Genomic DNA, 24,756 nt, shown 5'->3' with positions numbered 1-24,756 from the left:
CCACCATTAGTGAGTGAAATGCTGAGCTGTATTGGCTTATCGACCTAACAGGAGATTCTTGACATGCAATTTCAGGAAACTGAAACCGTTACCACAGCCGAGCCAAACGAGCAGATCGACGTCCGTGAACGCAAGCCCTACCAGACACCATGTCTTGTTCGACTGGATCTAGACGAAACCGAGGCTGGAGGTCTTGGCGCAACTGACGCAGGTATTTTCTCCTGAGAACACATTAGCGAACTGTTGAAACGCGCGGAATTGGGACTTCCAAGGTAGATGTCAACAGCCTGCCAACCACAATCAGCGATTATCCGGCTCGGCATAGCGGATGAAGCTCCCCATTGCGACACCCCTGAGCAGTTTCAGACGATAGCGCTGAATGGTCGCCATGTTGTTCCAGCCCTCTTCGGGCCAATTTTCAAGCAGCGCCTCCAGTGCCGGCAGGTCGAGTAACTGTGCTGCCCGGCGATGTTGACGCAACTGCTGCAATTGCTCGCGCAGACGCTCACGATCAGCGCTAAGCCCCTCATACCAGTCGGCGAATTGATAACCCTTGCCGCGTCCCTCGAGTATCTCCTCGGGTAGCACGTCAGCCATAAGCCGACGCAACAGCCAGCGCGGCTGCCCGTCGCGCAGAAACTGCGAATCCGGCACGCCCAGGCAAAACTCCACCAGCCGCCTGTCACAGGTGGGGTCGCGCATTTCCAGCCCGCGCAAGTTTGCCGAGGCGAGTACTGAACCGGTATCAATGCGACCTAACACGGCCAGGCGCATGGCCCTGCCATCGTGCCAGGGTCGGTAACTAAGATCCCAGCCCTTGGCCTCGGCGCGCTGCTGCAGCCATCCAGCGCTCAACTGCTGCAGGTTTACGGCCGTATATTGATCCAGCTCCCCACCAAACTCCCCGCGTCTGATAGCAATCTGTTGCCACAACCATCCAGGCATCGATGCACCAACCGTGCGCAGAACGAGGCCACGCCTGCGCCATTGCGGATGCGTACGCTGATAGGCACACAGTTCGTGCCACCACTGCAGCCAACGCCCCTTGCGCCAGAGCGAGGCCATGTAGGGATAGCCATCGTAGGAAATGGACATATTGCCCATCTGCCCGGTAAGCATCACCTTGCAACCACGCGCTTGTGCATCTCGCTCGATGGCCCGCATCCATAGGGTATTGCAAGGATTGACCGGAGATTGATCCAGTTCGTCGATCTCCTGTTCCAGGGATTCCAGCGGCGACTGGCCCGAGGAACGCAGAATCACATGATCGATATTGTCGAAACGCCCCGCCAACTGGGCTGCCACCTTGCTTTCGTCACCATGCCGATCACGCGGTACAGGCCCTGCGAAGCCTTCTCTGGGCGCTGCCGTGTAGGCGGTCAGGCGCTCGCCCCTGTGCGCCAGTTGGCGCGCAGCGTAGGCCGTTACGGTGGAACTGTCGAAGCCGGAACTGAGGTGCGAAGCCACAGGCCCGCTGCTGCGTAAGCAAGCCGACACGGCCCGCTGGAGATGCTCATGCAGTGCCTCGACATAGTCCTCGTCACGCTTGAAGCGCACCTGCGGGCCACTGCCCAGGCGCCGATGGATGTGCGTGGAAACCTTATCGCCCTCCACCAGCATGAGCTCGCCTGGATTCACTCGATGGATATCCTTGTAGGAACAGCCCGCCATAGGCAGCAAAGCCAGCTGTTCGAGCACACTCTGCTCGTCGACACTGCGCGGGACACCCGGTACGCAGAACAGCGCCTTGGGCCAGGAGGCAAAGGCCAAGAATCCGGACTGCCGGTGCCAGAACAACGGCTGTTCTCCCATGACATCACGCGCCAGCCACAGACGCCTACGCTGCGGTTGCCAGCAGGCCAGGGCGTAACTGCCTTCGACACGTTCAAGAGCCAGTGTGTCCCAGCGCTGGCAAGCCTGTGCCATCAACTCGGAGTCGGCCATCTGTCTGCTCAGGCGCTCGTCCAGCGCCAACTGAGCGATCAGTTCGTCACGATTGTCCAGGCGCCCAGCGAAGACTACCTGGCAGTCGCCGAGCGCGACGGGCTGGCGGTCATGTTGATCTTCCGGTTTCGTGCGCAGCAAGGTGCTTACCAAGCCAGCTCCAGCGCCGTGCCAAGTGCCTTGGGCATCACGCCCGTATGGCGCAAGTATGTTGCTCATGCGCTGCAATACATTGCGATCCAACGCTTGACCGTCAAAGCGAACGATGCCAGCAATGGCACTCATGCGAACCTCTCCCCGTTCGAGCCATCAAGCAGTTGCGGCAACTGCTCGAACAATACGCTAAAGATCGCCTCAGGGCCTTGCAGCCTGAGGCTATTGCGATAGTAATGAGTGATACCCTGGCCCATGCCAATGGCCGCGAGATGGATCGGCCCACGCTCGATCATGGCGATGCTCTGGTGCAGGTGCCTGCGTAGATAGTCAGGGCCATTGACCGTGATGGTCGCTTCGTCATGCGGAGCCCCGTCGCAGAACACCAACAAAATCTTGCGCCGCTGCGGCTGTTTGAGCAAGCGCCTGGCCGCCCAGAGCAGCGCCTCACCGTCGATGTTTTCCCCCGCGAGCGGTGCCTGACGCATCAATAGCCCACGACCGGCGCGCCAGGGTTGCCGCACGCTCTTGTAGACGAGGTAGCGCGTGGCATTGAGCCGCCCGGGAGACACCGGCCGGCCTGCAGCCCGCCAGGCGTCGAATACCGGGTTGTCCTGGCCGGCATAGCGTGTACCGTAACCCAGCACCTCACACGAGACGCCGGCTGCTTCGAGTGCACGCACGGCCAGATCGACCGCCAGCAAGGTCATCTGCTGCGGCAAACCACGCATCGAACCGGACTGATCGAGCAACAGGGCAATACTGGCATCGGTCAGCGGAGCCTGTTGTGGCTGGCGAAATATGGCCGTGTTGGCGCTGGTCACCACCGATGTCAGACGGCGAGCATCGAGCATGCCTTGTGTCTGATCGAAGCGCCAGCGATGCTGCTGCAGGCTTTGCAGACGCTTGCGCAGCTGCTGGGCCAGGCGCCTGGCCTGTGCCTGGATCTCGTCACTAAGAGCGGCATGCGGCTGTTGCGCCAGCGCCCTCAGCTCGCGCACGCCCAGCACCTCGTCCCAAGCCTTGGAGAAAACCCGATAAGACGCCTCCTGTTGCTCAGCCTGGCGTTCAACTGAACGTGAAGACAGGTTCTTCCGTCCCCCGGCTGTCGCGCTGGCAACCATGGGCTGCGAGGGTAATGGCTGCGCGGAAGCAAATGCACGGGCATACGCCTCAACCAGAGGCTTGATCCCCCGAGCGAAGCCCTGGGCATCGGCCAACTGCATACGCGCCTCGGACAACCGCATGGGCAAAAGCGCACTCAGTTGCTGCAACTGACGTTGGCGGCCACGATCGAAAAGACGCCCCAACCATCGGCCAGCCGTCTGATCGGGAACCTGCCATTGCCCATCACTCGGCGCCACACCGGACAGGACGGAGCGGGCGCAGTGGTAAAGATGCGCAGCAGGCGACAAGGCGCTGGACGACGAGAGTTGAAACGCCAGGTTCTGGGCCATGCCTGGCAGGTGCTGGCTGGCCAGCGTTTCCACCCGCGCCTGTTCGATCACCCTGTACCAGGGTTGTTCAAGTACGGAGAACAGCGCCTCGGTCTGTACCTCATGCCAGCGCTGCCAGGCAGCGTCAGCATCACTATGGGTTCGATCAGAATGAGCGACGGATGCCCCTGGCGTGCCGGCATAGATAGCCGGCCAGACCTGCAATGCTCCGAACTCGGGATCGCCACTCATCGTCCGACGTCAGGCAGTTCACGCGCGAAGCAACGCTGATAAAGCTCAGCAACCAGGGGCCGTTCGGCAACGTCACAGCGGTTGAGAAACGACAGACAGAACGCATGAGCCATGTCTTCGAGCAACACCAGGTTCTCGCCCCAGGCCAACAGCGTGCGCAACGACAGCAGCGCAGACAACTCGCCCTGTTCATGCGCCTGACGGCAGAGCCATGCCAGTTCGAGCATGCCCCGAACCTGCTCCTGCTCCAGCGTTGGCAGGCGCGCGTGGATAATTCTGGCTTCCTGCTCCTTGGCCGGATATCCCAGCTCCAGCATGACGTTCCAACGGTCGAGCTGCGCCTGATTGAGCACCTGCGTACCGGCATACAGCCCTGCGCTATCACCACTGCCGGCCGTGTTGCCGGTAGCGAACAGACGAAATGCCGGATGCGGCGTGATGACTTGATTCTGATCCAGCAAGGTCAGACGCCCATCGGCCTCCAACAGGCGCTGGATGACGAACATCACCTCAGGGCGACCGGCATCGTACTCATCGAGCACCAGCGCCATGGGGCGCTGCAGTGCCCAGACCAGCAGGCCTGGCACGAACTCGGTGACCTGTCGCCCATCGCGCACGACCAGCATGTCGCGACCGATCAGATCGGCTCGGCTGACATGGCCGTCGAGATTGATGCGCAGGCAGGGCCAATTCAACCGGGCAGCGACCTGCTCGATATGCGTCGACTTGCCACTGCCATGCGGCCCGTACAGATAAACACGGCGGGCATGGGCAAAGCCCAGAAGAATGGCGCGGCAGACATGCGGGTCGAACTGGAAGGCAGGATCGGCCATCGGCACATGATCGCTGCTCTGAGCAAAAGCTGGCACCGACCAGGGTAGCTGGCAACCGAAAGTAGCCAGAGGGTCGCATAAAGTATCGGGAGACTCGCTACCGGCCTTGCTCATCAAAAGCTCCACTGTCCAAATAACCGAAACGCTCCATCATCGGCGCATGAGCTTGCAGGATGCGCTGGATCTGCTGAGGGCTCAGCATGGAACGACCATAGCCGCTCTTGCCCTTGTTGAAGAAGGGTTGGTTGGAAAGACGCTCGCGAAAACCACCACGCTTTTCCTGCTCAACCAGTACCTCGAAGTCACTGAAGCGCAATGCTTTGGCGACCGCTTGCGAATCATGGGGCAATCCCAGGAAGCGAGCGACCGACGCGAATGTCTGAAGAGGCTTATCGAGCATGTCTTCATAACGCATGACATGCACGGGCACATCCGTTTGCTCGAGCCAACTGCGCACATGCCCCGACCAGCATGACAACCACTGGCCAGTCTGCGCGAGGTAAAGCTTTGGGTTGCGACTCAGGACATACTCGCTGTCGAGCGCGATGGCCAAAGCCTGCTCGAGATTACAGCCAAAGTGATTGGCCAGCGAGGGCACGACATCCAGGGGATTGCGTACCAGGTATACGGCACCCGCCGTACCATGACGGCCAATCAGCGGTGAACCGTCGGCGCAATAGCTATAGGCATCATGGATCTTGACGTAGCGAGATACCCGCTCGCCCCATTGATAAACGGCAGGCCGTAATTGCTGCAACTCGTCATCACTGAGATCCGCACTGGAAAAACCCAACACATCATCCAGCCAAAGCCGATCGGCAGCATGATCACCCAGCAGGCTGTTGATATCCACGGGCTTATCGGCATCGCTCAACAGATTGCTGATGAAGGTACGTAGCCAGGTATTTCCGCTCTTGGGATAAGACGCCAGCCAGTAGATACCTTCACTCATGCAACCACGCCCATGTCAGCGAGAATCTTGTCGACCAGACTGTCGACATCGAAGACTGTAGCGCTGCGCATGATTTGCTTGACCTTCACCTTGCCGGCTATCGCAACGCAGAGCGAGAACCGCTGAGCCTGCAACCCCATCGCATCGATGAAACGCGGCCGGTAATTGTGCTCACAGAGCCACCCGAAACGCTGGATACCCTGTAGTGGCTCGATGGTGGAGTCAGGCAGATTGTGCTTGTCCAAAATGTATAAACCGCCCAGCGCAAGAGGCTCCAGCGCAGGCGAACGATCCAGCGGCAAGCTGAACTTCTCCAGCATAGGCCTGATTCGCTGCAGACCTGTCGTCTCGATACCCAGATGCTTGATGCTGTCGGCCCACAGTTTGGCTCGGGCAATGCCCGGCAGCACCCATCCATCTGCCGTAACGGGCACTACATCGTCGGCCAATATTTCGTATCCACGCTGAGAGAACGCCGTTGCCAGGGTGGATTTGCCGGCCCCCGAATGACCTAGACAGACCATGCAACGGTCACCAATGCGCACTGCATTGCCATGCAATACGAGCAACCCTCGCTGCATCAGCAATGCGCCAATGGCCGAACCCAGAAGGAATAAGCGGATGCTGTCCCCGTCGACACCGGCAGCCGGCTCGAAAAGAATCTGCCGCCCCTCACGCACGAGAAAGGTGACGACACCGGGTACCTGCAACCACAAGCAGGTTGTGGAAGCCCAGAGAAAAGGTCCTACCTGCCGTAACGCCCCGTAATGTTCGGGAGCCTCCAGCGTCATTTGCCGAATCTCGACGTCGACGTCCTCCGCAGCATCTGGAGACATCGATGATAACTCGGGCAATGGCAAATCGGAGTCAATGGACAAGCCATAGGCTTTATGCAGAATGCGCGACATAAATAGTGGCTAATGCCTTATCCAGAAGGGCCGAAGGGAACGGGTAAACCATGGGATTGTTCCACAGCGTGAGGAGACTAGCCAGCCAAGTGGCAACCTGTAAAAACGGAGGTATGGCACTTTCACCAACCTGGCAGGCAGTGCTCAGTCTCGGACTTTTTCTGCAGATATCAGGACTACTGCTGATTGCCGACGGCAGTACCTACTCTACTCAGGTTCATCTGTTTTTACTGCTGCCCAGCCTGGTTTTGCTGCTCACTCGCCCGGACTTACGGCTTTGGAAGCAGCCCGTGGTTCTTGCCCTGACTGGTCTACTGGCCTATGTGATACTGAATGCCCTCTGGCGAACGGAGGTCGGCGGGAAAAACCCTGCCTATTGGCTAAAAATCGCTCTATTCGTGATGATCTACACTCATGCGGTCGGGCGCCTGACACTGCACCCGCGAACGCTGATCACAGTGCTTACGTTGTGTGCGGCAGTGGCGGCTATGTTCGCCTGGATGACCTTAATTCACCAGTTCGGCATCAAGGCGATTCCACTGGACTATGCCAAGATCCGGGAAGACGCTCGCCTATATACTCTTGATTGGCAAGGCCTAGCCGATCTCAAGCATCCGGTCGTCGCCGGTCTTTACTATGGCGTTTTCATCATTCTCCTGAGCCAGCGTCTGGTCGCCGCCCCTCTCCGTACTTGGCAAGCAGGCCTGATACTGCTCGGCATCGCGGGTCTATGTGCCTATGTCCTATTGACATTTTCCCGAGGTGCCTGGGTTTCCACACTAGTGGCAGGTCTATGCCTGTTGTTGCTGTTTCCCGGTCGCACCTCCAGAGCGTTACTCATCAGTGGAGCCTTTCTGCTCCTGGGCATGCTGGTCATGTTCTGGCCAGAAGTGCGTAATGAATGGTTGGTCAGAGGCGCCAGCAGGCGTGACCTGATCTGGCTGAGTTGGCTGGCACGTCTACCAGACTTCTGGCTATGGGGTGAAGGCCCCGGGACATCGTTCGAGTTCACCTACCCTTGGGGCGGGTCGGTCAAACATGCTCATAGCCTCTACCTGCAACTCTGGTATCAGCTCGGCCTGCCCGGAATCACCCTGTTCATCCTGTTTTTAGGCTGCCTGCTAGAAAAGGGCTGGCGCCTGCGCCAGCAGCCTCTAGCCCGCCTGGGCCTGGCTCTGCTGATTCTGGCCATGGTGGCGATGCTAACGGACGTTCACTCGATACTCCTGCGCCCAAACCACTACTGGGTATTGTTCTGGCTCCCGGCAGGCATTCTGATCGGGCTGCGGCCACCAATAACCACCGATCCGCAACAAGAGAACGCCTGACAAGGTGGGATTCACCGACCCGAGAGCCCCCTGCCACAAGGCAAGGCTCGCAAATCAGAGCGCCTGCACCCTTGATAGCGCTCTCGATGCCGAACCATCGCGTAGGAGAGCCCATCAACAGCAGAACCCTTGCTAGATATGGGAGCTACCATTTGAGCAAGCGAAAATATGGGCGAAGTAAAGAAACTAAAATTGCTCCGTTTCCACCAAATCAGCGCTACGAAAAAGGCACTTGGCGATTACCGCAAGTGCCTTTTTTGCATTTGAACGGGCCAGTTGACTAAGCAGCCTCTTGCGCAGCCCCGCGCTGGCGCATGAAGACACCCACTGCGATCACCAGTGCAGCGCCCAGTGCGCCGGCCAGGTATTTCAGGCCGACGATCGCTGGCATCCACTCGGCGACGGCGACGTCACCCACGGCCATGCCGCCGGCGATCCAGCCCAGCAATGCGCCGCCGAGCAGCACCACCTGGGGTAAGCGATCCATCAGTTTCAGCACCAGTTGGCTGCCCCAGACGATGATCGGGATGCTGATCAGCACGCCGAGGCTGACCAGCAGCAGGTTGCCGCCGGCAGCACCGGCCACAGCCAGGACGTTGTCCAGGCTCATCACGGCGTCGGCGACGATGATGGTCTTGATCGCTGCGATCAATCCACTACCGGCCTTGATCTCATGGGCTTCGTCTGGCTCGGGCAGCAGCAGCTTGATGCCGATCCACAGCAGCAGCACGGCGCCGAAGAGTTTCAGGTACGGCAGCGCCAGCAGTTGCATGGCGAAGAACAGCAGGCCGATGCGTAGCGCGATCGCCCCGATCACACCACCCATGATCGCCTTGCGCCGCTGAGCTTCGGGCAGGTGCCGACAGGCCAGGGCGATGACCACGGCGTTGTCGCCGCCCAGCAGAATATCGATGGCGACGATCTGCATCAGCGCCATCCAGAACACGGGATCGATGAACAAATCCATCAACAAGAGTCTCCAGCTGTAGAAAAAAGACCGGGAACCTGTGGGTTCCCGGAGCCGCAGCTCGACCAGGCAGGCGGATGGCCGTGCCCTGCGAGTCGGATAGTCGTGGTCAGTAAACCCCGCACTTTGTGAGTGCAGGGTGTCGCGCCCGCGCGAGGCAAACGCTGTTCAGGGCCGATGAGGCCCCACATCATGCCGGGCCACACCAACGTGTGGCCCGACGGGATCAGGCAAACAGGCTGATGGCGCCGGACAGCAGCGCCAGCGCGGTGATCACCAGCGACGTGAGCACGGCCCACTTCCAGGTGAAGCGCTGGAAATCGCCGATGTCGCGGTCGACCATGCCCACCAGCAGCAGGGTCGAGGCCACCAGTGGACTCATCAGGTGCACCGGTTGCCCCAGCACCGAAGCACGGGCGATCTCCACGGGATCGATGCCGTAGGCAGACGCTGCCTGGGCCAGAATCGGCACCATGCCGAAGTAATACGCGTCATTGGACAGCACGAAGGTCAGCGGCATGCTGGTCAGTGCCACCACCAGCGGGAAGAAGCTGCCCCAGCTCGGCGGGATCATTTCCACCAGCGAGTTGGCCAGCGCATCGACCATCTTGGTGCCGGAGAAGATGCCGGCGAACACACCGGCGGCGAACACCAGCAGCACGACGGTCATGGCGTTGCCGGCGTGAGCAAGAATGCGTTCCTTCTGCTCGTCCAGGCGCGGGTAGTTGATCATCAGGGCGATGACGAAGCCGATCATGAACAGCACGGCGGCGTTCATCAGGCCGGCCACCAGGGCGACCATCACCGCCACCACCAGCAGCAGGTTGATCAGGATCAGGCGCGGGCGTTTGTGCGGGCCATCGACCAGGATCGACTTGATGTAGCAATCATCGCCACCCGTCTGCAGTTGCACGTTGCCGACACGCTTGAGCTCGCGGCGGCCGAGAATCCAGGCGGTGAACACTACCCACAGGGCGCCACCGATCATGGTCGGCAACATGGGAATGAAGTAGTGGGTGGCATCCAGGCCGAGGACTGCGATGGCGCGCGTGGCCGGGCCACCCCAGGGGCTCATGCCGCTCATGATGCTGAGCGAGAGCATGGAGATGCAGGCCAGGATCAACGGGTTCATGCCGATTCGCTTGTACAGCGGCAGCATGGCAGCCACGGTGATCATGTAGGTGGTGGTGCCATCACCATCGAGCGCCACCATCAGCGATAGCAGCGCCGTGCCGATGGCGATCTTGGTCGGGTTGCCGTTGACGGCATGCAGGATGGTGCGGATCAGCGGATCGAACAGGCCCGAGTCGATCATGATGCCGAAGAACAGGATGGCGAACAGCAGCAGGGCCGCCGAGGGCGCGACGGTCTTGAGGCCGTCGAGCATCATCTTGCCAAGGTCGGGAGCGAATCCGCCGATGACGGCGAAGACGATGGGCACCAGGGTCAGTGCCACGACGGGAGACAGGCGTTTGGTCATGATCAGGTAGGTGAACACGACCACCATGGATAAACCGAGCAGTGAGAGCATTGCATTGAACTCTTGTAATTATCGGATCAGATGAAAGCTGGATTGCTGGCGATGACGCGCCTGCCGGGTATCAGGGCAGACCGCGGCCGGTCATCTGAATCACGGAAAAACCTGGCAATGCGAAAGGAACGATGGACATGTCGGATACCCGTCTTGTGTTTATTGTCGGGCTGATGGAAGAAGGCCTGGCCTTCATCAATTCAAGGCATCAGCCACACGGTAGAACAAGTGACCGTCCATGATCTTGCGTGCCGTGCGAATCAGCGACACGCGGGCGATATCGCGGGGGTTGCCGTCACGCAATCCAACGCGGATATCGAGGTGCCCGGAGGGGTGCTCGATGCGAATGCCCTCGAGTACCTGCCCCTCCAGCAGCCGGCCAGCGTCCCGCGCAACGCGGTTGGCGACGCTCCCCGGCAGGTTCAGTGCCGCACCGAGCGCGATGGCGCCAGTGACGGCCAGCGCCTTGTGGCAGCGCTGCGGTACGAAATAACGCGCACAGAGGGTGGCGTCGCCCTCGGCAGCCGCGCTGATCAGAATCGGTTTCGGCAACACGGACTGGCTGACGTCGCCCATGCCCATGCGCAATCCGGCTTCGCGACGAATGCTTTCGAGCCTGCGCAGCATCTCGGAGTTGGCGTCGAGCGTGGCAGGGTCGGCGTGACCATCGACGCCCAGATCGCTGGCGCACAGGATCACCACCGGTGTGGCAGCGTCCACGCAGCTGACTTCGATGCCATCGATGTGGTCACAGACATTGCCGGTTGGCAGCAACTTACCGGTCTTGGCGCCGGCAACATCGAGAAAGCTCAGCTGGATGCCCGCAGCGCTACCCGGCACGCCACTGATGGCGGTATTGCCTTCGTAGGCGACACGACCGTTGGGGGTCGGCACCAGGCATTCGATGATGCGTTGGGTGTTGACGTTGAAGACGCGAACGCGGGTCTGCTCGTAGGTGGGAGACACCAGGCCAGTCTCGATCGAGAACGGGCCAACCGCAGACAGCATGTTGCCGCAGTTGGGGGTGTAGTCCACGGATCGTTCGCTTACGTCGACCTGTGCGAAAAGATAGTCGACATCCGCATCGCTGCGGCTGGACGGCCCGACCATGGCCACCTTGCTGGTCAGCGAGTTACCACCACCAATGCCATCCACCTGCAACGGATGCCCTGCGCCCATCAGATCAAGCAGGATCTGGCTGCGCGCCTCGAGCGACTCGGGCAGGTCGGACATGCGGATGAAGGGGCCACGCGAGGTGCCGCCGCGCATGATCATGCAAGGGATGCTATTCATTATCTCTGATCCAACGACCACCGGGGCGGCGGTGGATACAGCTTGTCAGCGACCCTTTTATGCATCAAATGCAAACATCAAGGAAGAGTGATAATTTATAAGCATTAATGCGTAATATATTGAAAGGTTTACCTGTTAATGCATCGAATAGAGTTCCTTGATCTGGCCGCCTTTGTGCGGGTTGCCGAGTCGCACTCCTTTCTGGAAGCGGCTCAATCTCTGCACCTGTCACAGCCGGCGCTCTCACGGCGACTGCAGAAGCTGGAGGAAACCCTGGGCGCCAAGCTGCTCGAACGCACGACGCGCCGCAGTTGGCTGACGGATGTCGGCAAGGACTACCTGCCCCGCGCGCGACGCATGCTGGAAGACTACGAATCGTCCGTCCAGGGCGTGCGTGAACTGAAGACGCATCAGAAAGGCACCGTCACCATCGCCTGCATCCCGACGGCAGCCTTCTACTTCCTGCCCAGCGTGATCCGTGTGTTCAACGAGGCCTATCCGGGCATCCGCATCCGTATTCTCGACGTCAGTGCCAATGAAGGCCTGGAACGCGTGATCAGTGGCGATGCCGATTTCGGCATCAACATGATCAGCGCCCAGCATCCGGAGATCAGTTTCACCCCCCTGCTGCGCGATCCCTTCGTACTGGCCATGCGCAGCGACCATCCGCTGGCCGCCCTACCGGTGGTGGAGTGGCAGGATTTGCAAAGCGTGCGCCTGATCACCGTCAGCCGTGACAGCGGCAACCGCATGCTGCTCGACAGCGCGCTGTCCGGCCATGGCATACGCCTGAACGGCTTCTACGAGGTGCAACACCTGTCGACCTCGCTGGGTCTGGTGGAATGCGGCCTGGGCGTGGCCATCCTGCCACGCCTGGCGATGCCGGCCAGCGAACATGACGCGATCTGCTGCCGCGAGCTGCCACCGCCGCAGATCGAACGCACCATCGGCCTGGTCCGGCGCGATGGCGCCCCGCTGTCGAGCACCGCAGAGCTGTTCATCGAGATGTTGCTCAAGCGCTGGAGGGAGTGACGTCAGCCATGGCACATGAGTAATTTCAACTTGCTTCGTTTCATTTCAAGTTGAATGAGCGGTAACGGTAACGCCGCTCTGCTTTTATGAAAAACCTATAGCAATCAAAGCATTGTGCTTTCGATTGATTGTGGCACTGGTCTTGCTCAAGAGAGGAAAACAACAAAAGCCGTAGTCCTGACGGCAATATCCTCCGGGAGAACTGCATGACCCACCGCATCAAGGTAATCATCCCCATTCCCATGGATCAGGCAGGTGCCGACAACCGCGCCTCGCAGCTGCCGGCCAGCATGATCCTGCCCGGCTTTCATCCGGAATTCGTGCCGGTCGCCAAGGGCGCCTCGCTGGGGGACAGCGCGTACGACGTGCTACTGATGGATTTCTCCGTGGTGCAGGCTGGCCTGCGCGCCCAGGAGGAAGGCTATAGCGCGGTGTGCATCGACACCGTCAGCGACTCCGGCCTCGCCGCCCTGCGCTCGCGGCTGGACATCCCGGTGATTGCGCCGGGCATGGCGGCCTTCCACACCGCCTGCATGCTGGGCAAGAAATTCAGCATCATCACCATGTGGGACGAATGGTTCCCCCTGTACGAAAAGACCCTTACCGAATACCACCTGTGGCCGCGGGTGGCCTCTCTGCGCTCGATCAAGACCCGCCCGGATCTCAAGGAACTGCTCGAAGGCAAGGAAGAGGTGGTGTTCGCCAAGCTCGAGGCCGAAGCGCGCCGGGCGATGGAGGAGGACGGCGCCGATGTGATCGTGCTCGGCTCCACCACCATGCACCAGTCCCATGCCTACCTGGCCGAGCGCCTGCCGATTCCGGTGATCAACCCCGGCCTGGTTTCCTACAAGCTGTGCGAAATGCTGCTGAGCCTCGGGCTCTCGCAGAGCCGCAAGGCCTACCCCGCCCCGCAGATTCTCAACGACGCCGCCTATCACGGCTTCGCTGGTCAATGACATCAACAAGGAGAACAAGCAATGAGTCATCTTTCCCGTGAGCAACTGATCGACCTGGCTACACAGAAGTACTTCGCCAACGTGGACAACAAGAACATGGCCGGCGTGCTGGACTGCTTCCACGAAGACGTGGCGTTCACCATCCAGACCGACAACCTCACGCACGACGGCCATACCGGTGTGCGCAAGATGTTCGACAACCTGTTCGCCAACTTCGAGGAAATCTGGCACGGCGATTTCGAACTGGCAGTCGACGTCGAGACCCAGACCATCTGCTCGCGCTTCAACGTCTACCTCAAGGACGCGCGAGGCAACGAAACCCGCCTGCGCAACTGCAACTTCTGGTACGTCGAGGACGGCAAGTTCCGCCGCGTGTTCGTATTCATGAGCGGCGAGAACGTGCTGCGCTGATCGTTCCATGCATGGCTCGGAGACATCTCCTCTGATGTGCTCCGGGTGCCCTGCCCGCCTACCACTCTGACGGTAGTGCGGACAGCGGTTGCGGCCCGCTCCACGACGACGGGCCACTCACCAGAACAAGAACAAAGGATGAGGAAAATGACCCAGCCCAAGACGCCGGGGGAGCTTCGCTATCCCTCGATTTTCTCGCCGCTGAAAATCGGCAACATCACCGTACGCAACCGCCTGATGCAAACCGCCCATGCCAAGGGCTTCGCCTCGGCCGAGGGGCTGACCAACGACCGTGACATCCACTACCAGGCCGAACGTGCCAAGGGCGGCATCGGCCTGATCGTCACCGGTGCGCGCCACACCCACCCCGCCTCCACTGGCCCCAACCGCTCGCTGGCACGCGGTAACCGCCAGGAAATGATCGAGCGCGACGCAGAGATGGTGAACGCCGTGCATGCCTTCGGCGCACGCATCATCGCCCAACTGATCCATTTCGGCCCGCAGGGCCGCAGCGGCGCGCTGGACGACTACCGCGTGCAGTGGGGCCCGTCGACCATGAAGTCGCCGGCCTACAACGAGTGGGCCAAGGAGATGACCAAGGCGGAAATGGACGAGGTGTCGGAACACTTCGCCCTGACCGCGCTGAATGCCAAAGCGGCGGGCTTCGACGGCGTCGAGCTGCACTATTCACACGGCTATCTGCACCAGCAGTTCCTGTCCTTCGTCTACAACAAGCGCACCGACGAGTACGGCGGCAGCCTCGACAACATCGTGCGCTTCCCCATCGAAACCATGCAGCGCGTACGTGACGCGGTCGGCCCGGATTTCGTGGTGGGCATTCGCGTCTCGCTGGATGAATGCACCGTCGACGGTATGCATGCCGACACGGCGATCCAGATGACCCGCAAGATGGTCGAGACCGGCCTGATCGATTACGTCAGCGCCACCGCCGGTACCTATGCCGCCCACGCCGACCAGATTCCGCCAGGCGACTACCCGGAGAACTGGCTGGTGGACGACGGCGCCCGTCTGCGTGCCTCCTTGCGTGAAGTCAGCGATATTCCGGTATTCATCGTCGGCCATATCGTCGACCCGGAGAAAGCCGAGGCCCTGGTGGCCAGCGGCGCCACCGACATGGTGGCGATGACCCGCACGCAGATCGCCGACCCCGAGTTCTGCAACAAGTTGCGCGAAGGCCGTGAGGACGAGATCAACCACTGCATCCGCTGCAACCAGGCGTGCATCGCCCGGTTGATGGCCGGCAACGCGATCTCCTGCGTGGTCAACCCGGCAGCCGGGCGCGAGCAGCGTTTCGGCCTGCACACCCTCAAGCCTGCCGAAACGCCCGGCAACTGGCTGGTGGTAGGCGGCGGCCCGGCGGGCATGAAGGCGGCACTCACCCTGCGCCAGCGTGGCCACCTGGTCACTCTGGTAGAGAAGGACGACCGCCTCGGCGGCCTGCTCAACCTCGCCGCACGCCTGCCGCGCCGGCATAAGTTCGGTTTCATCCCGCGCGACCTGGAACGGCAACTGCGCAAGGCCGGGGTGGAGATTCGCCTGAACTGCGCGATGAGCGCCGACGATGTGGTCGCGTTCGGTGCAGACGGCGTGCTTCTGGCTACCGGCTCGACACCGCTGAAAACCGCGTTCACCTCGACGCGCCCCGCCGTGGATCGCGTGCCCGGTACCGAGCAGGACAACGTGCTCAGCGTGGTCGAGGCTCTCGAAGATCCGGCGCGGGTCGGCAAGCGTGTGGTGCTGTTCGACGAGGACGGCGGCCGCTACGCCCTGGGCACCGCCGAATACCTGCTCGATCGTGGCCATCAGGTGCATCTGGTCAGCCGCTTCATCGCCCTGGCGCCCAACCTCGCCCTGACCCTGGATCTGCCGGTGAACTACCAGCACGTGTTCCGCAAGGGCCTGCAATACACCCTCAACAGCTGGGTACGCAGCATCGACGGCAAGCGTGCGCAACTGCTCAACCTGTTCACCGACGAGAACGGCGAAAGCCTGGAGGCCGACACCTTCATCATCGCCGCCGGGCACAGCCCGCACGATGCGCTCTACCGCGCCTTGCAGGGCCGGGTGCAGAACCTCCATTGCATCGGCGACGCACGCCTGCCCAGGCCGCTGCAGGACACTCTCTATGAAGGCATGTTGGCCGGTCGCGAGTTGCTCGACGACCCGAACCGGTTCATCGAACAGGGCGAGCTGGAAGGCTTCGGCGCCGACTGGCGCACGGCCATGGGCGCGCCGGTGGGCTGATCGCTTGATCGGCTAGCGGTGCGCACAGCGCACCCTACGCAAAGCCGCGCACAGTCCTTCGGCTGTGCGCGACATGACGCCATTTCCGGCCGGCCCTGTCGGCCGCGAAGGAGAACAACATGACCGTCGAACGTTATCCGCACCTGTTCCAACCGCTGCGCCTGCGCGGCATCACCCTGCGCAACCGCATCATGCAGTCAGCCCATGCCATGGCCTTCAACTCGCCGGAAGGGCTGACCAACAACCGCGACATCTACTACCACACCGCGCGCGCCAAAGGCGGCATCGGCCTGATGGTTACCGGCAACCGCCTGATCCACCCGACCTCCAACACGTTCTGCCGCGGCTATCCCTATGGCTATCGCGAGGAAATGATCGAGCGCGACACCGCGCTTACACAGGCGGTGCATGGCTTCGGTGCGCACATCTTCGCCCAGCTCAACCACTTCGGCGTAATGGGCGAAACCCATGCCATGGACGACTACCGCGTGCTCTGGTCGTCGTCCAACATCAAGTCACCGGTGTTCGGCGAGATGGCCAAGGCCATGGAGCGCTCGGACATGGACGAGGTCGTCGAGGGCTGGGTGCGCTCGGCCGAGTACGCACGCCTGGCCGGCTTCGACGGTGTCGAGATTCACCTGGCGCACAGCTACCTGCTGCACCAGTTCATCTCCCCGCTGTTCAACAAACGCACCGATGAATATGGCGGCAGCTACGAGAATCGCATGCGCCTGCCGCTCGAAGTGATCGCGGCGGTGCGCGAGAAGGTCGGCCCGGATCTGGTGATCGGCATTCGCCTATCGATGGACGAAATGGTGCCGGGCGGCATGCAGATCGACGACTGGATCAAGGTCGCGCAGACGGTCGAGGCCACCGGCCAGATCGACTACATCATGGCCACCGCCGGGGTGTACCAGTCGGCCACCTACATCATGCCTCCGTATGACGTACCCAATGGCTGGCTGGTCGACCCGGTGGCGCGCCTCAAGCGCGCGGTGAAGCTGCCGGTGTTCTGCGTCTCGGGCATCGGCAGTGCCGGCGAGGCCGAGGCCATCCTCGCGCGTGGCGACGCCGACATGGTGGCCATGACCCGCGCACAGATCGCCGACCCCGAGTTCGCGCGCAAGACTGCCGAGGGCCGCGAGGACGAGATCTACCACTGCCTGCGCTGCAACCAGGGCTGCGTTTCGCGACTGTTCCACGGCACTTCGATGACCTGCCAGGTGAACCCGGCCACCGGCCGCGAGGAAGTCTTCGGGCCACAGACGCTGGAGCTGGCGCCAGCGGCCAGACACTGGGTGGTGGTCGGCGGTGGTCCAGCCGGGATGAAGGCGGCCGAGGGCCTGGCCAAGCGCGGACACCGCGTCACCCTGCTGGAGAAGGCCGGCGAACTCGGTGGCCAGGTCAACCATATCGTGCGCCTGCCGCGTCGCGATTCCTTCGCCTGGATCACCGAAGACCTCAAGGTGCAGATGGCCAAGGCCGGTGTGCAGGTGAAGCTGAACTGCGAAGCCAGCGTCGACTCGATCCGCGCACTGCAACCGGATGGCGTGATCGTCGCCACCGGCTCGCTGCCGGATCGCAGCGGTTACTCCGACATCAACCCGCTGGTCGAGCAGGTGCCGGGGCTGGATGCCGAGCATGTGTTCACCGCGCTCGACGTGCTGGCACAGCCGCAGCGGGTCGGCAAGCGCGTGCTGGTGCTGGACGAGGAAGGCAACCGCTACTCCGCCGGCATCACCGAGCTGCTGGTGGAAAACGGCCACGAGGTGCACGTGGTCACACGCTGGAACGCGCTGTTCCATCGTCTGGGCACCACCCTGGATCAGCCGGTGGTGTACGCCAACCTGTTCAGCCGTGGCCTGACTTACACCCTCAATGCCTGGGTCAGCCGGGTACGCGGTACGGCGGTCGATCTGTTCAACCTCTACAGCTGCGAGGAACAGACCCTGGAAGGCTTCGACAGTATCGTCCTGGCGGTGCGCCACTTGCCGGTGGACGGCCTGTACCACGCCCTCAAGGCCGAGCTGCCGCACGTACACCGCGTCGGCGACGCCGTGGTACCACGCAAGACCGACCACGCGATCTTCGAGGGTTTTCTCGCCGGCCGGGAAATCTTCGACAACTGGAAACGCTACATCGAACCAGGTGCCCTGGAAGGATTCGACGGCCCCATCGAAGCACATCGATTCACCTGAGACTGCTCCTGAGCGTGAAGTTTGCCGGCACCTTGTGTGCCGGTTTTTTTTGGGGGGTGCTCTTCGCATTTGAATGACACCAGACTTGGTGCTCTTCATTAGCGCGCAGCCTGGCCTGATAGGTTTCGCCCCTAATGGGCGCTACACCTGCTTCGCTGTGCCCTTGTGGCCAATCCGCAATATCCGTGCTTTCACTCTTGAATCGCGATCTTGCAGGCGACGCCCAAGTCCCCTTCAGGAGGGTGAGTGAAATCGTTGTGTAGAGGGGCGAGCGGCATGGATGCCGCGAGAGGCTTAAAGGGGCAGGGACGGCCCTTGTAAGCCGACCCTCGGAGCAATGATGGAGCGAACGAACCCCGGCGCAGCCGGGGCCGGATGTCGGGGTGCCCTTCTCTTTGGTTACTTTCTCTTGGGCAAGCAAGAGAAAGTGACTCGCCCGTAAGGGGCGAAACCCATCAGATCAGACGGCGCGCCAATGGATAGTGCCAAGCCTGACCGAAATACGATCCCGAAGTACCAGCCCTGTATCCCCCCTCCACCATACGAACAACCTCCCAGCCGGCGAACCATCTGCCCACTCCCCGCCAGCCTCCCTTCCCAGTTCGTTCAACACCATCCATGCAGAATGAAATCGCCATTTCAGCTTGCAATGCGATTGCTCCAAGCGCTTCGCTGATTCACTCAAAAAATTAAAAAAATCCCTTTAAAAACAAACAACTAAAAGTCATTCAAAGACTTGGCAAGGGCCTTGCTATCCCTCTTGTGCGGGCAATTCCAACAAGTACAAGAGAACGATCATGAGCAAACCGCTAGAGGGGATTCGCATCCTCGATCTGACCCATATGCTGTCCGGCCCCTATGCCGGAATGATCCTTGCCGATCTCGGGGCGGAAACAATCAAGGTCGAGCCACTGACTGGCGAAGGCACGCGCGCGCTGCTAGCCAAGGATCCTCGGCATTCGTTCAAGGGCATGGGCGCCTACTTCCTCACGCTCAATCGCAACAAGCAGAGCGTATGCATCGACCTCAAGAGCGAACAGGGCCTGGCCGTGTTCCACGACCTGGTGCGAGAGGCCGACGTGGTGCTGGACAACTTCAGCGCTGGCGTACCGCAAAAGCTCAAGATCGACTACGAGCACCTCAAACAGATCAACCCTCTGATCATCACCTGCTCGGTGTCCGGCTTCGGCCAGGACGGCCCCAACTACCAACGCCCGGCCTTCGACCAGGTGGTGCAAGGCATCGGCGGCGGCATGTCGATCACCGGCGACAACGCCGAGCACCCGACCCGCGCCGGCATTCCCATCGGCGATCTGGGCGGCGGCATGTTCGCCGTCATGGGTGTGCTGGCTGCACTGCAGGCACGCCATAGCAAGGGCCACGGTCAACACGTCGACATCAGCATGCTCGACTGCCAGATCAGCATGCTCAACTACATGGCCACCATGTACTTCCTCAGCGGCGAGAACCCCGAGCCGCTGGGCAATGGTCACTTCGTCCATGTGCCGTACAACACCTACCGCACCGCCGACGGTTTCATCATCGTCGCGGTGATCTTCGACAGCTTCTGGGACAACCTGGTCGGCCTGCTCGATGTCGAGGCGCTCAAGGATCCCAAGTACAAGACCCAGCCTGCGCGCCTGGCCGACAAGAAACTGATCGACGGCATCCTCAACGAGCTGTTCGCCACCCGCGACACCGCTCACTGGGTCGAGCAGCTGTCCTCGGTACGCGTGCCCTGTGCCCCGGTCAACCGCTTCAGCGACGCGCTGGCCGACCCGCAGGTGCGCCACCGCAAGATGGTGGTGGAAATCCCTCACCCGCAAGGCGGCACGGTGGAAGCACCGGGCAACCCGATCAAGCTCTCGGCCGACGACGAAGACAGCTACAGCCCCCCGCCCCTGCTGGGCGAGCACACCGATGCGGTGCTCGAACGCGTGCTGGGTTACGACGCCGAGCGCATCGCTGCGCTGAAGAACCAGCGGATCGTGGGGTGAGGCATGAGCAATTTCGTCACCGTCAATGAAGTCGGCCCGCGCGACGGGCTGCAGAGCCAGGGCAAGACCCTGAGCATCGAAGAACGTCTGTTGATGATCGATGCGTTGCTCGATAGCGGTATTCGCAGCATCGAGGTCGGCAGTTTCGTATCGCCCAAGGCAGTACCGCAGATGGCCGGCACCGGCGAGCTGTTCAAGCTGCTGCCGATGACCGATGCAGTCGCCTACTCGGCGCTGGTGCCCAACCTGCGCGGCTACGAACTGGCGCGCGAAGCCGGTGTGCGTTCGGTTGCCGTGGTGCTGTCGGCCACCGAGACCATGAACCAGCGCAACATCAACATGAGCCTGGAACAGACCACCGCGGTCTGCGCCGAGCTGATGCAGCGCGCCCGCGAGGACGGCATCCAGGCCCGCGCCTATGTCGCCGTCGCCTTCGAATGTCCGTTCGAGGGCCTGACCCCGCCCTCGGTGGTGGAATACCTGACCCAGCGCATGTTCGAGGCTGGCGCGGACAAGGTGATCATCGCTGACACCATTGGCGCGGCCAATCCGCGTGCCGTGCGTGAGGTGCTGGAACGGCTGGCCACGCCCAGCGCAGCCGGCCAACTGTCGTGCCACTTCCACGACACCCGTGGCATGGCCCTGGCCAACGTACTGGCCGCACTGGAGTGCGGCGTGCGTGAGTTCGACAGCTCCATCGGCGGCCTCGGCGGCTGCCCCTTCTCGCCGGGCGCCACCGGCAACCTGGCCACCGAAGACCTGGTGCTGATGCTCGACGCCATGGGCCTGCGCAGCGGTATCGAACCGCTGGCGCTGGTCGATGCCGTGCAGCGTGTACAAGCGCTGACCGGTACGCCGCTGGGCGGCCATTCGTTCCGCTGGCTCGACCGCCAGGCCGGCAAGCGACAAGGAGGCAGCCATGTTTAAGTGCCTGCTTGGCTGGCTCGCGCGGCTGGCGCCCTGGATGGTGATCGGCAGCCTGGCCTATGCCGCTGTATTCATCAAACCTTCGGTCAATCCGGTACCACTGGATCAGCCGCTGCTGGAACGCCGCGACGCCTTCTTCGACGGCGCCGCACTGGGTGAGCACCTGTGGATCGTCGGGCAGAACGGTGCCCTGCTGTCGAGCCTCGATGCCGGTGCCACCTGGGCACGGGAAGAGCTGCCGGCGCGCAGCAATCTGCAATCCATAGCCGTGTCGGATAAAGGTCGCCAAGTGGTAGTGGGCAACCAGGGCCACCTGTGGACGCGTCAGGGGCAGGAACCCTGGCAAAGCCAGGAACTGGTGGTCTCCGACCTGGCCGGCAAGCTGCTCAGCGTCGCCTTCATCGACGGCCACTTCTGGGCGGTCGGCGAGATGGGCGCACTGTTTCGCGGTGATGCCGATGCCGCGCACTGGGAGGCCATGGGCACTGGTGAGGACGTCACCTTCAACAGCATCCGCGCAGGCGTCGATGGCGACTTGTGGATTACCGCCGAATTCGGCCGCCTGCTGCGCAGCCGTGATGGCGGCCTGACCTGGACGACTCAGGAGCTGGGCAGCGAAAGCCTGCGCGCGCTGGTCTTCGACGGCAGCACCGGCGTTGCCGTCGGCAACCAGGGCCAGGCCTTCATCAGCCGCGACGGCGGCGACAGCTGGCAGGCGGTGAAGCCCTTCACCCCTGAGCACCTGTTCGACATCACCGTGCATGAAGGCGAGTGGCTGACCACCGGCGACCGTGGCGCGCTGTTCCGCTCGCGCACCCCGGCCAGCGAATGGCAGGCCTGGACGCCGGACGGCCTGGACAAGAGCTACCACAGCCGCCTGCTCGATACCGCCGACGGTGTCGTGCTGATCGGCCATCAACTCGGCTTGCTGCGCCAGGACGACCTGCAGCTCTGGCCCCGGGAGCAACAACAATGAATGCCGCCATGAATTTCGCCGCGCGCCTGTCGCTGTGGTCGATCCGCCATCGCCTGCTGGTGTGCGTGGTGGTCGGGCTTATCACCCTGGGTTTCGCTGCCAGCCTGGTCAATCTGGACATCCGCACCCGCTTCAGCGACATGGTTCCCCACAACCACCCCTACGTGAAAGTGCACCAGAAGTATCAGGACAGCTTCGCCGCCAGCAATCGCGTGACCATCCTGGTCAAGGCCAAGGAAGGCGACATCTTCCGCGAGGACGTGCTCGGTGAAGTGCGCCGGATCACCTACGACCTGCAGCAGGTCGAGGGCGTCAATCCGATGCAGATCACCTCGCTGGCCTCGAAGAAGCTCAAGCGCGTCAACGCCTCCAGCGAAGGCATCGAAACCCGTCCGCTGATGTGGCCGGATCTGCCCAAGAATGCGCAGCAGATGCGCGAACTGCGCCAGGCAGTGCTGAACAACCCGCTGGTGTATGGCCTGTACGTCGACCGTGACCTGAGTTCGGCGCTGATCCAGGTAGACTTCTACGACCATCTGGTGGACTACGCGAAGATCTTCCCGCAGATCGAAGCCATCCTCGACGCTTCGCCGGTCAAGGATCAGGTCAGTCTGCATCTGGTCGGCGAGCCGATCCTCTATGGCTGGGTGGCGCATTACCTCGGCGAGACCGTGGGCATCGCCCTGCTGTCGCTGGCCGCCATGCTGATCCTGCTGTTCGTGTTCAGCCGCACCTGGCGCGGTACCCTGCTGCCACTGATCGCCGGCATCGTCTCGGCCATCTGGGCGCTCGGTGTCGGCAGCCTGCTGGGCTACAACTTCGACCCGCTGGTGATCGTGGTGGCCTTCATCATCACAGCGCGCGCCTTCTCCCACTCGGTGCAACTGATCACCCGCTTCGACGACCTGGCGGTGGGCGATTCCATCGAGCCGCGCAAAGCCGCCGAGCAGACCATGCGCGAGCTGCTGCGCCCGAGCATGCTGGGGCTTTATGCCGATGCCGGGGCGATTCTCTGCGTCATCCTCACGCCGATTCCGCTGATGCACAAAGTGGCGATCATCGGTGCCATCTGGGTGATGACCATCGCCGTCTCGGCAGTGCTGCTGACCCCGGCTCTGCTGTCCTACGTCAAGCGCCCGGAAGGTTACGTGCACCCGGTCAACCTCGATGGCCTCATGCACTTCGTCCTCAATGGTGCGAAGTGGATGGTACGCAGCCGTGCGCGCTACTGGGTCGCCCCAGTGACCCTGGTGCTGCTCTGCGGCTTCATGCTCGAGGCTACCCGGATCAACGTCGGCGACGCCAGCGACGGCTCGCCGATCCTCTGGCAGGACTCCGCCTTCAACCGCGACAGCGCCCTGATCAATCGTCTCTACCCCGGCTCCGAGCAGATGTTCGTGGTGCTCGAAGGCAAGGAACTGGACGCGATGAAGACGCCCGAGGTGCTCGACTGGATGCTGCGCTTCTCGCGCTACATGGAGCGTCAGCCGGAGATCGGCGGCTCGGTGTCGCTGGCCGACATCGTCATCGACATTCGCCGCAACCTCTACGAAGGCAACCCGCGCTACGGCGAGCTGGGCCTGAGCCGCATGGAAAACGGCGAGCTGATCAGCTTCTACATGCAGGGCGCCGACCCGGACGACCTGACCCAGTTCGCCGATGTGCAGTTCCGCAACGCCGCTGTGACCCTGTTCTTCCGCGATCACAAGGGCGACACCCTGCGCAAGGCCACTCACTACGCCAACGAGTTCATCCGCGACAACCCGCTCGAAGGCGCCGAAGTGAAGCTGGTCGGTGGCGTGCTGGGGATCATCGCGGCGGTCAACGAGATCCTTCTCGGCGACCAGATCGAGGCGACCGCGCTGGCTTTCCTGGTGGTGGTGCTGTGCTGCCTGGTGGTCTATCGCTCTTCGGTCAGCGGCATCTTCTTCATCATCCCGGTGCTGATCTCCAACGTGGTGACCTTCGCCTTCATGGCCTGGCAGGGCATCGGCATGAGCATCAGCACCCTGCCGGTGGTGGCCCTGGGCATCGGCCTGGGCGTGGATTACGCCTTCTACATCGTCGATTCGATGAAGGAATACCTGGAAAAGAACCCCGATGCCGAGCCGCTCGACGCGGTGCTGCAGTCCCTCGGCTCGGCGGGCCGTGGGGTGCTGCTGACGGCCTTCACCCTGGCCGCCGGGGTGCTGTTCTGGTCGTTCTCCTCCCTTCGTTTCCAGGCGGAGATGGGCATGCTGATCGGCCTCTGGCTGATGGTCTCGGCACTGACCTCGCTCTTCGTCATGCCTTCGCTTGCGCTGGTGTTCAAACCGAAATTCATCTTCGAGCACGGCCAGTCGAATGATGCCCCGAACTGCGGGCGTATCCACCAACCTGAACACATCAGGAACTAAT

General features: G+C 61.8%; 19 protein-coding genes. 11 read left to right on the top strand and 8 right to left on the bottom strand.

Translation table 11 applies throughout. The features are described from left to right. The first annotated feature begins 63 nt into the window (after window positions 1-63). A complete protein-coding gene (locus HS968_RS06895) occupies window positions 64-225 on the top strand; it encodes a hypothetical protein (protein WP_182370702.1) in 162 nt (53 codons plus the stop codon). A gap of 75 nt (window positions 226-300) precedes the next feature. Here HS968_RS06895 and HS968_RS06890 read toward each other — a convergent pair whose 3' ends face one another. From HS968_RS06890 to HS968_RS06870, 5 genes are read right to left on the bottom strand one after another with little or no spacing between them, the layout of a single operon-like run. Next, entirely contained in the window at window positions 301-2,229 is a 1,929-nt protein-coding gene (locus HS968_RS06890; RefSeq protein ID WP_182370701.1) for an asparagine synthetase B family protein, read from the bottom strand. Beyond that, window positions 2,226-3,785: a cobaltochelatase CobT-related protein gene (locus tag HS968_RS06885; RefSeq protein WP_182370700.1), complete on the bottom strand. Its 1,560-nt coding sequence runs from the start codon at window positions 3,783-3,785 to the stop codon at window positions 2,226-2,228. The genes HS968_RS06890 and HS968_RS06885 overlap by 4 nt, the downstream gene beginning before the upstream one ends. After that, window positions 3,782-4,732, bottom strand: coding sequence for an AAA family ATPase (locus HS968_RS06880; protein WP_182370699.1), 951 nt, complete (start codon window positions 4,730-4,732; stop codon window positions 3,782-3,784). The genes HS968_RS06885 and HS968_RS06880 overlap by 4 nt, the downstream gene beginning before the upstream one ends. Next, window positions 4,716-5,570 carry a sulfotransferase domain-containing protein gene (locus tag HS968_RS06875; RefSeq protein ID WP_182370698.1) on the bottom strand — a complete coding sequence of 285 codons (855 nt, stop codon included), beginning with the start codon at window positions 5,568-5,570 and terminating at the stop codon, window positions 4,716-4,718. Before HS968_RS06875 ends, HS968_RS06880 begins: the two co-directional genes overlap by 17 nt. Next, the gene (locus HS968_RS06870) at window positions 5,567-6,478 is read right to left on the bottom strand and encodes a phosphoenolpyruvate carboxykinase (ATP) (RefSeq protein WP_182370697.1); all 912 of its coding nucleotides are present in this window, start codon (window positions 6,476-6,478) and stop codon (window positions 5,567-5,569) included. Before HS968_RS06870 ends, HS968_RS06875 begins: the two co-directional genes overlap by 4 nt. Window positions 6,479-6,528: 50 nt before the next feature. Here HS968_RS06870 and HS968_RS06865 point away from each other — a divergent pair, with 50 nt between their 5' ends. Beyond that, window positions 6,529-7,806, top strand: coding sequence for an O-antigen ligase family protein (locus HS968_RS06865; protein ID WP_182370696.1), 1,278 nt, complete (start codon window positions 6,529-6,531; stop codon window positions 7,804-7,806). 280 nt (window positions 7,807-8,086) lie between these two features. On the opposite strand, the gene HS968_RS06860 is transcribed toward HS968_RS06865, so the two are convergent. From HS968_RS06860 to HS968_RS06850, 3 genes are all read right to left on the bottom strand, one after another. Then, the gene (locus HS968_RS06860) at window positions 8,087-8,776 is read right to left on the bottom strand and encodes a TerC family protein (RefSeq protein ID WP_407681645.1); all 690 of its coding nucleotides are present in this window, start codon (window positions 8,774-8,776) and stop codon (window positions 8,087-8,089) included. Between the two features lie 223 nt (window positions 8,777-8,999). Continuing rightward, the gene (locus tag HS968_RS06855; protein ID WP_106739246.1) at window positions 9,000-10,304 is read right to left on the bottom strand and encodes a CitMHS family transporter; all 1,305 of its coding nucleotides are present in this window, start codon (window positions 10,302-10,304) and stop codon (window positions 9,000-9,002) included. A 195-nt stretch (window positions 10,305-10,499) separates the two neighbouring features. After that, a complete protein-coding gene (locus HS968_RS06850) occupies window positions 10,500-11,597 on the bottom strand; it encodes a 4-oxalomesaconate tautomerase (RefSeq protein ID WP_182370694.1) in 1,098 nt (365 codons plus the stop codon). Between the two features lie 138 nt (window positions 11,598-11,735). On the opposite strand from HS968_RS06850, the gene HS968_RS06845 reads away from it, so the two are divergent. From HS968_RS06845 to HS968_RS06805, 9 genes are all read left to right on the top strand, one after another. Beyond that, window positions 11,736-12,629, top strand: a complete 894-nt coding sequence (locus HS968_RS06845) for a LysR family transcriptional regulator (RefSeq protein WP_119693438.1) — start codon at window positions 11,736-11,738, stop codon at window positions 12,627-12,629. A gap of 206 nt (window positions 12,630-12,835) precedes the next feature. Further along, a complete protein-coding gene (locus HS968_RS06840; RefSeq protein ID WP_119693437.1) occupies window positions 12,836-13,585 on the top strand; it encodes an aspartate/glutamate racemase family protein in 750 nt (249 codons plus the stop codon). Between the two features lie 21 nt (window positions 13,586-13,606). After that, entirely contained in the window at window positions 13,607-13,996 is a 390-nt protein-coding gene (locus tag HS968_RS06835; protein ID WP_182370693.1) for a nuclear transport factor 2 family protein, read from the top strand. Between the two features lie 147 nt (window positions 13,997-14,143). Beyond that, a complete protein-coding gene (locus HS968_RS06830) occupies window positions 14,144-16,261 on the top strand; it encodes an oxidoreductase (protein ID WP_182370692.1) in 2,118 nt (705 codons plus the stop codon). 119 nt (window positions 16,262-16,380) lie between these two features. Next, the gene (locus HS968_RS06825; RefSeq protein ID WP_182370691.1) at window positions 16,381-18,459 is read left to right on the top strand and encodes an oxidoreductase; all 2,079 of its coding nucleotides are present in this window, start codon (window positions 16,381-16,383) and stop codon (window positions 18,457-18,459) included. 797 nt (window positions 18,460-19,256) lie between these two features. Continuing rightward, entirely contained in the window at window positions 19,257-20,456 is a 1,200-nt protein-coding gene (locus tag HS968_RS06820; protein WP_119693433.1) for a CaiB/BaiF CoA transferase family protein, read from the top strand. A gap of 3 nt (window positions 20,457-20,459) precedes the next feature. Next, window positions 20,460-21,383, top strand: coding sequence for a hydroxymethylglutaryl-CoA lyase (locus tag HS968_RS06815; protein WP_119693432.1), 924 nt, complete (start codon window positions 20,460-20,462; stop codon window positions 21,381-21,383). After that, complete coding sequence (locus HS968_RS06810) at window positions 21,376-22,359, top strand: WD40/YVTN/BNR-like repeat-containing protein (RefSeq protein WP_182370690.1); 984 nt, start codon at window positions 21,376-21,378, stop codon at window positions 22,357-22,359. The genes HS968_RS06815 and HS968_RS06810 overlap by 8 nt, the downstream gene beginning before the upstream one ends. Continuing rightward, the gene (locus HS968_RS06805) at window positions 22,356-24,755 is read left to right on the top strand and encodes an efflux RND transporter permease subunit (protein WP_238338914.1); all 2,400 of its coding nucleotides are present in this window, start codon (window positions 22,356-22,358) and stop codon (window positions 24,753-24,755) included. The genes HS968_RS06810 and HS968_RS06805 overlap by 4 nt, the downstream gene beginning before the upstream one ends. Window position 24,756 lies beyond the last annotated feature (1 nt).

The sequence above is a fragment of the Pseudomonas berkeleyensis genome (genome assembly GCF_014109765.1).
Lineage (GTDB): Bacteria > Pseudomonadota > Gammaproteobacteria > Pseudomonadales > Pseudomonadaceae > Aquipseudomonas > Aquipseudomonas berkeleyensis.
Note: the sequence above shows the minus strand (reverse complement) of the source record. Positions and strands in the feature narration are given on the sequence as shown.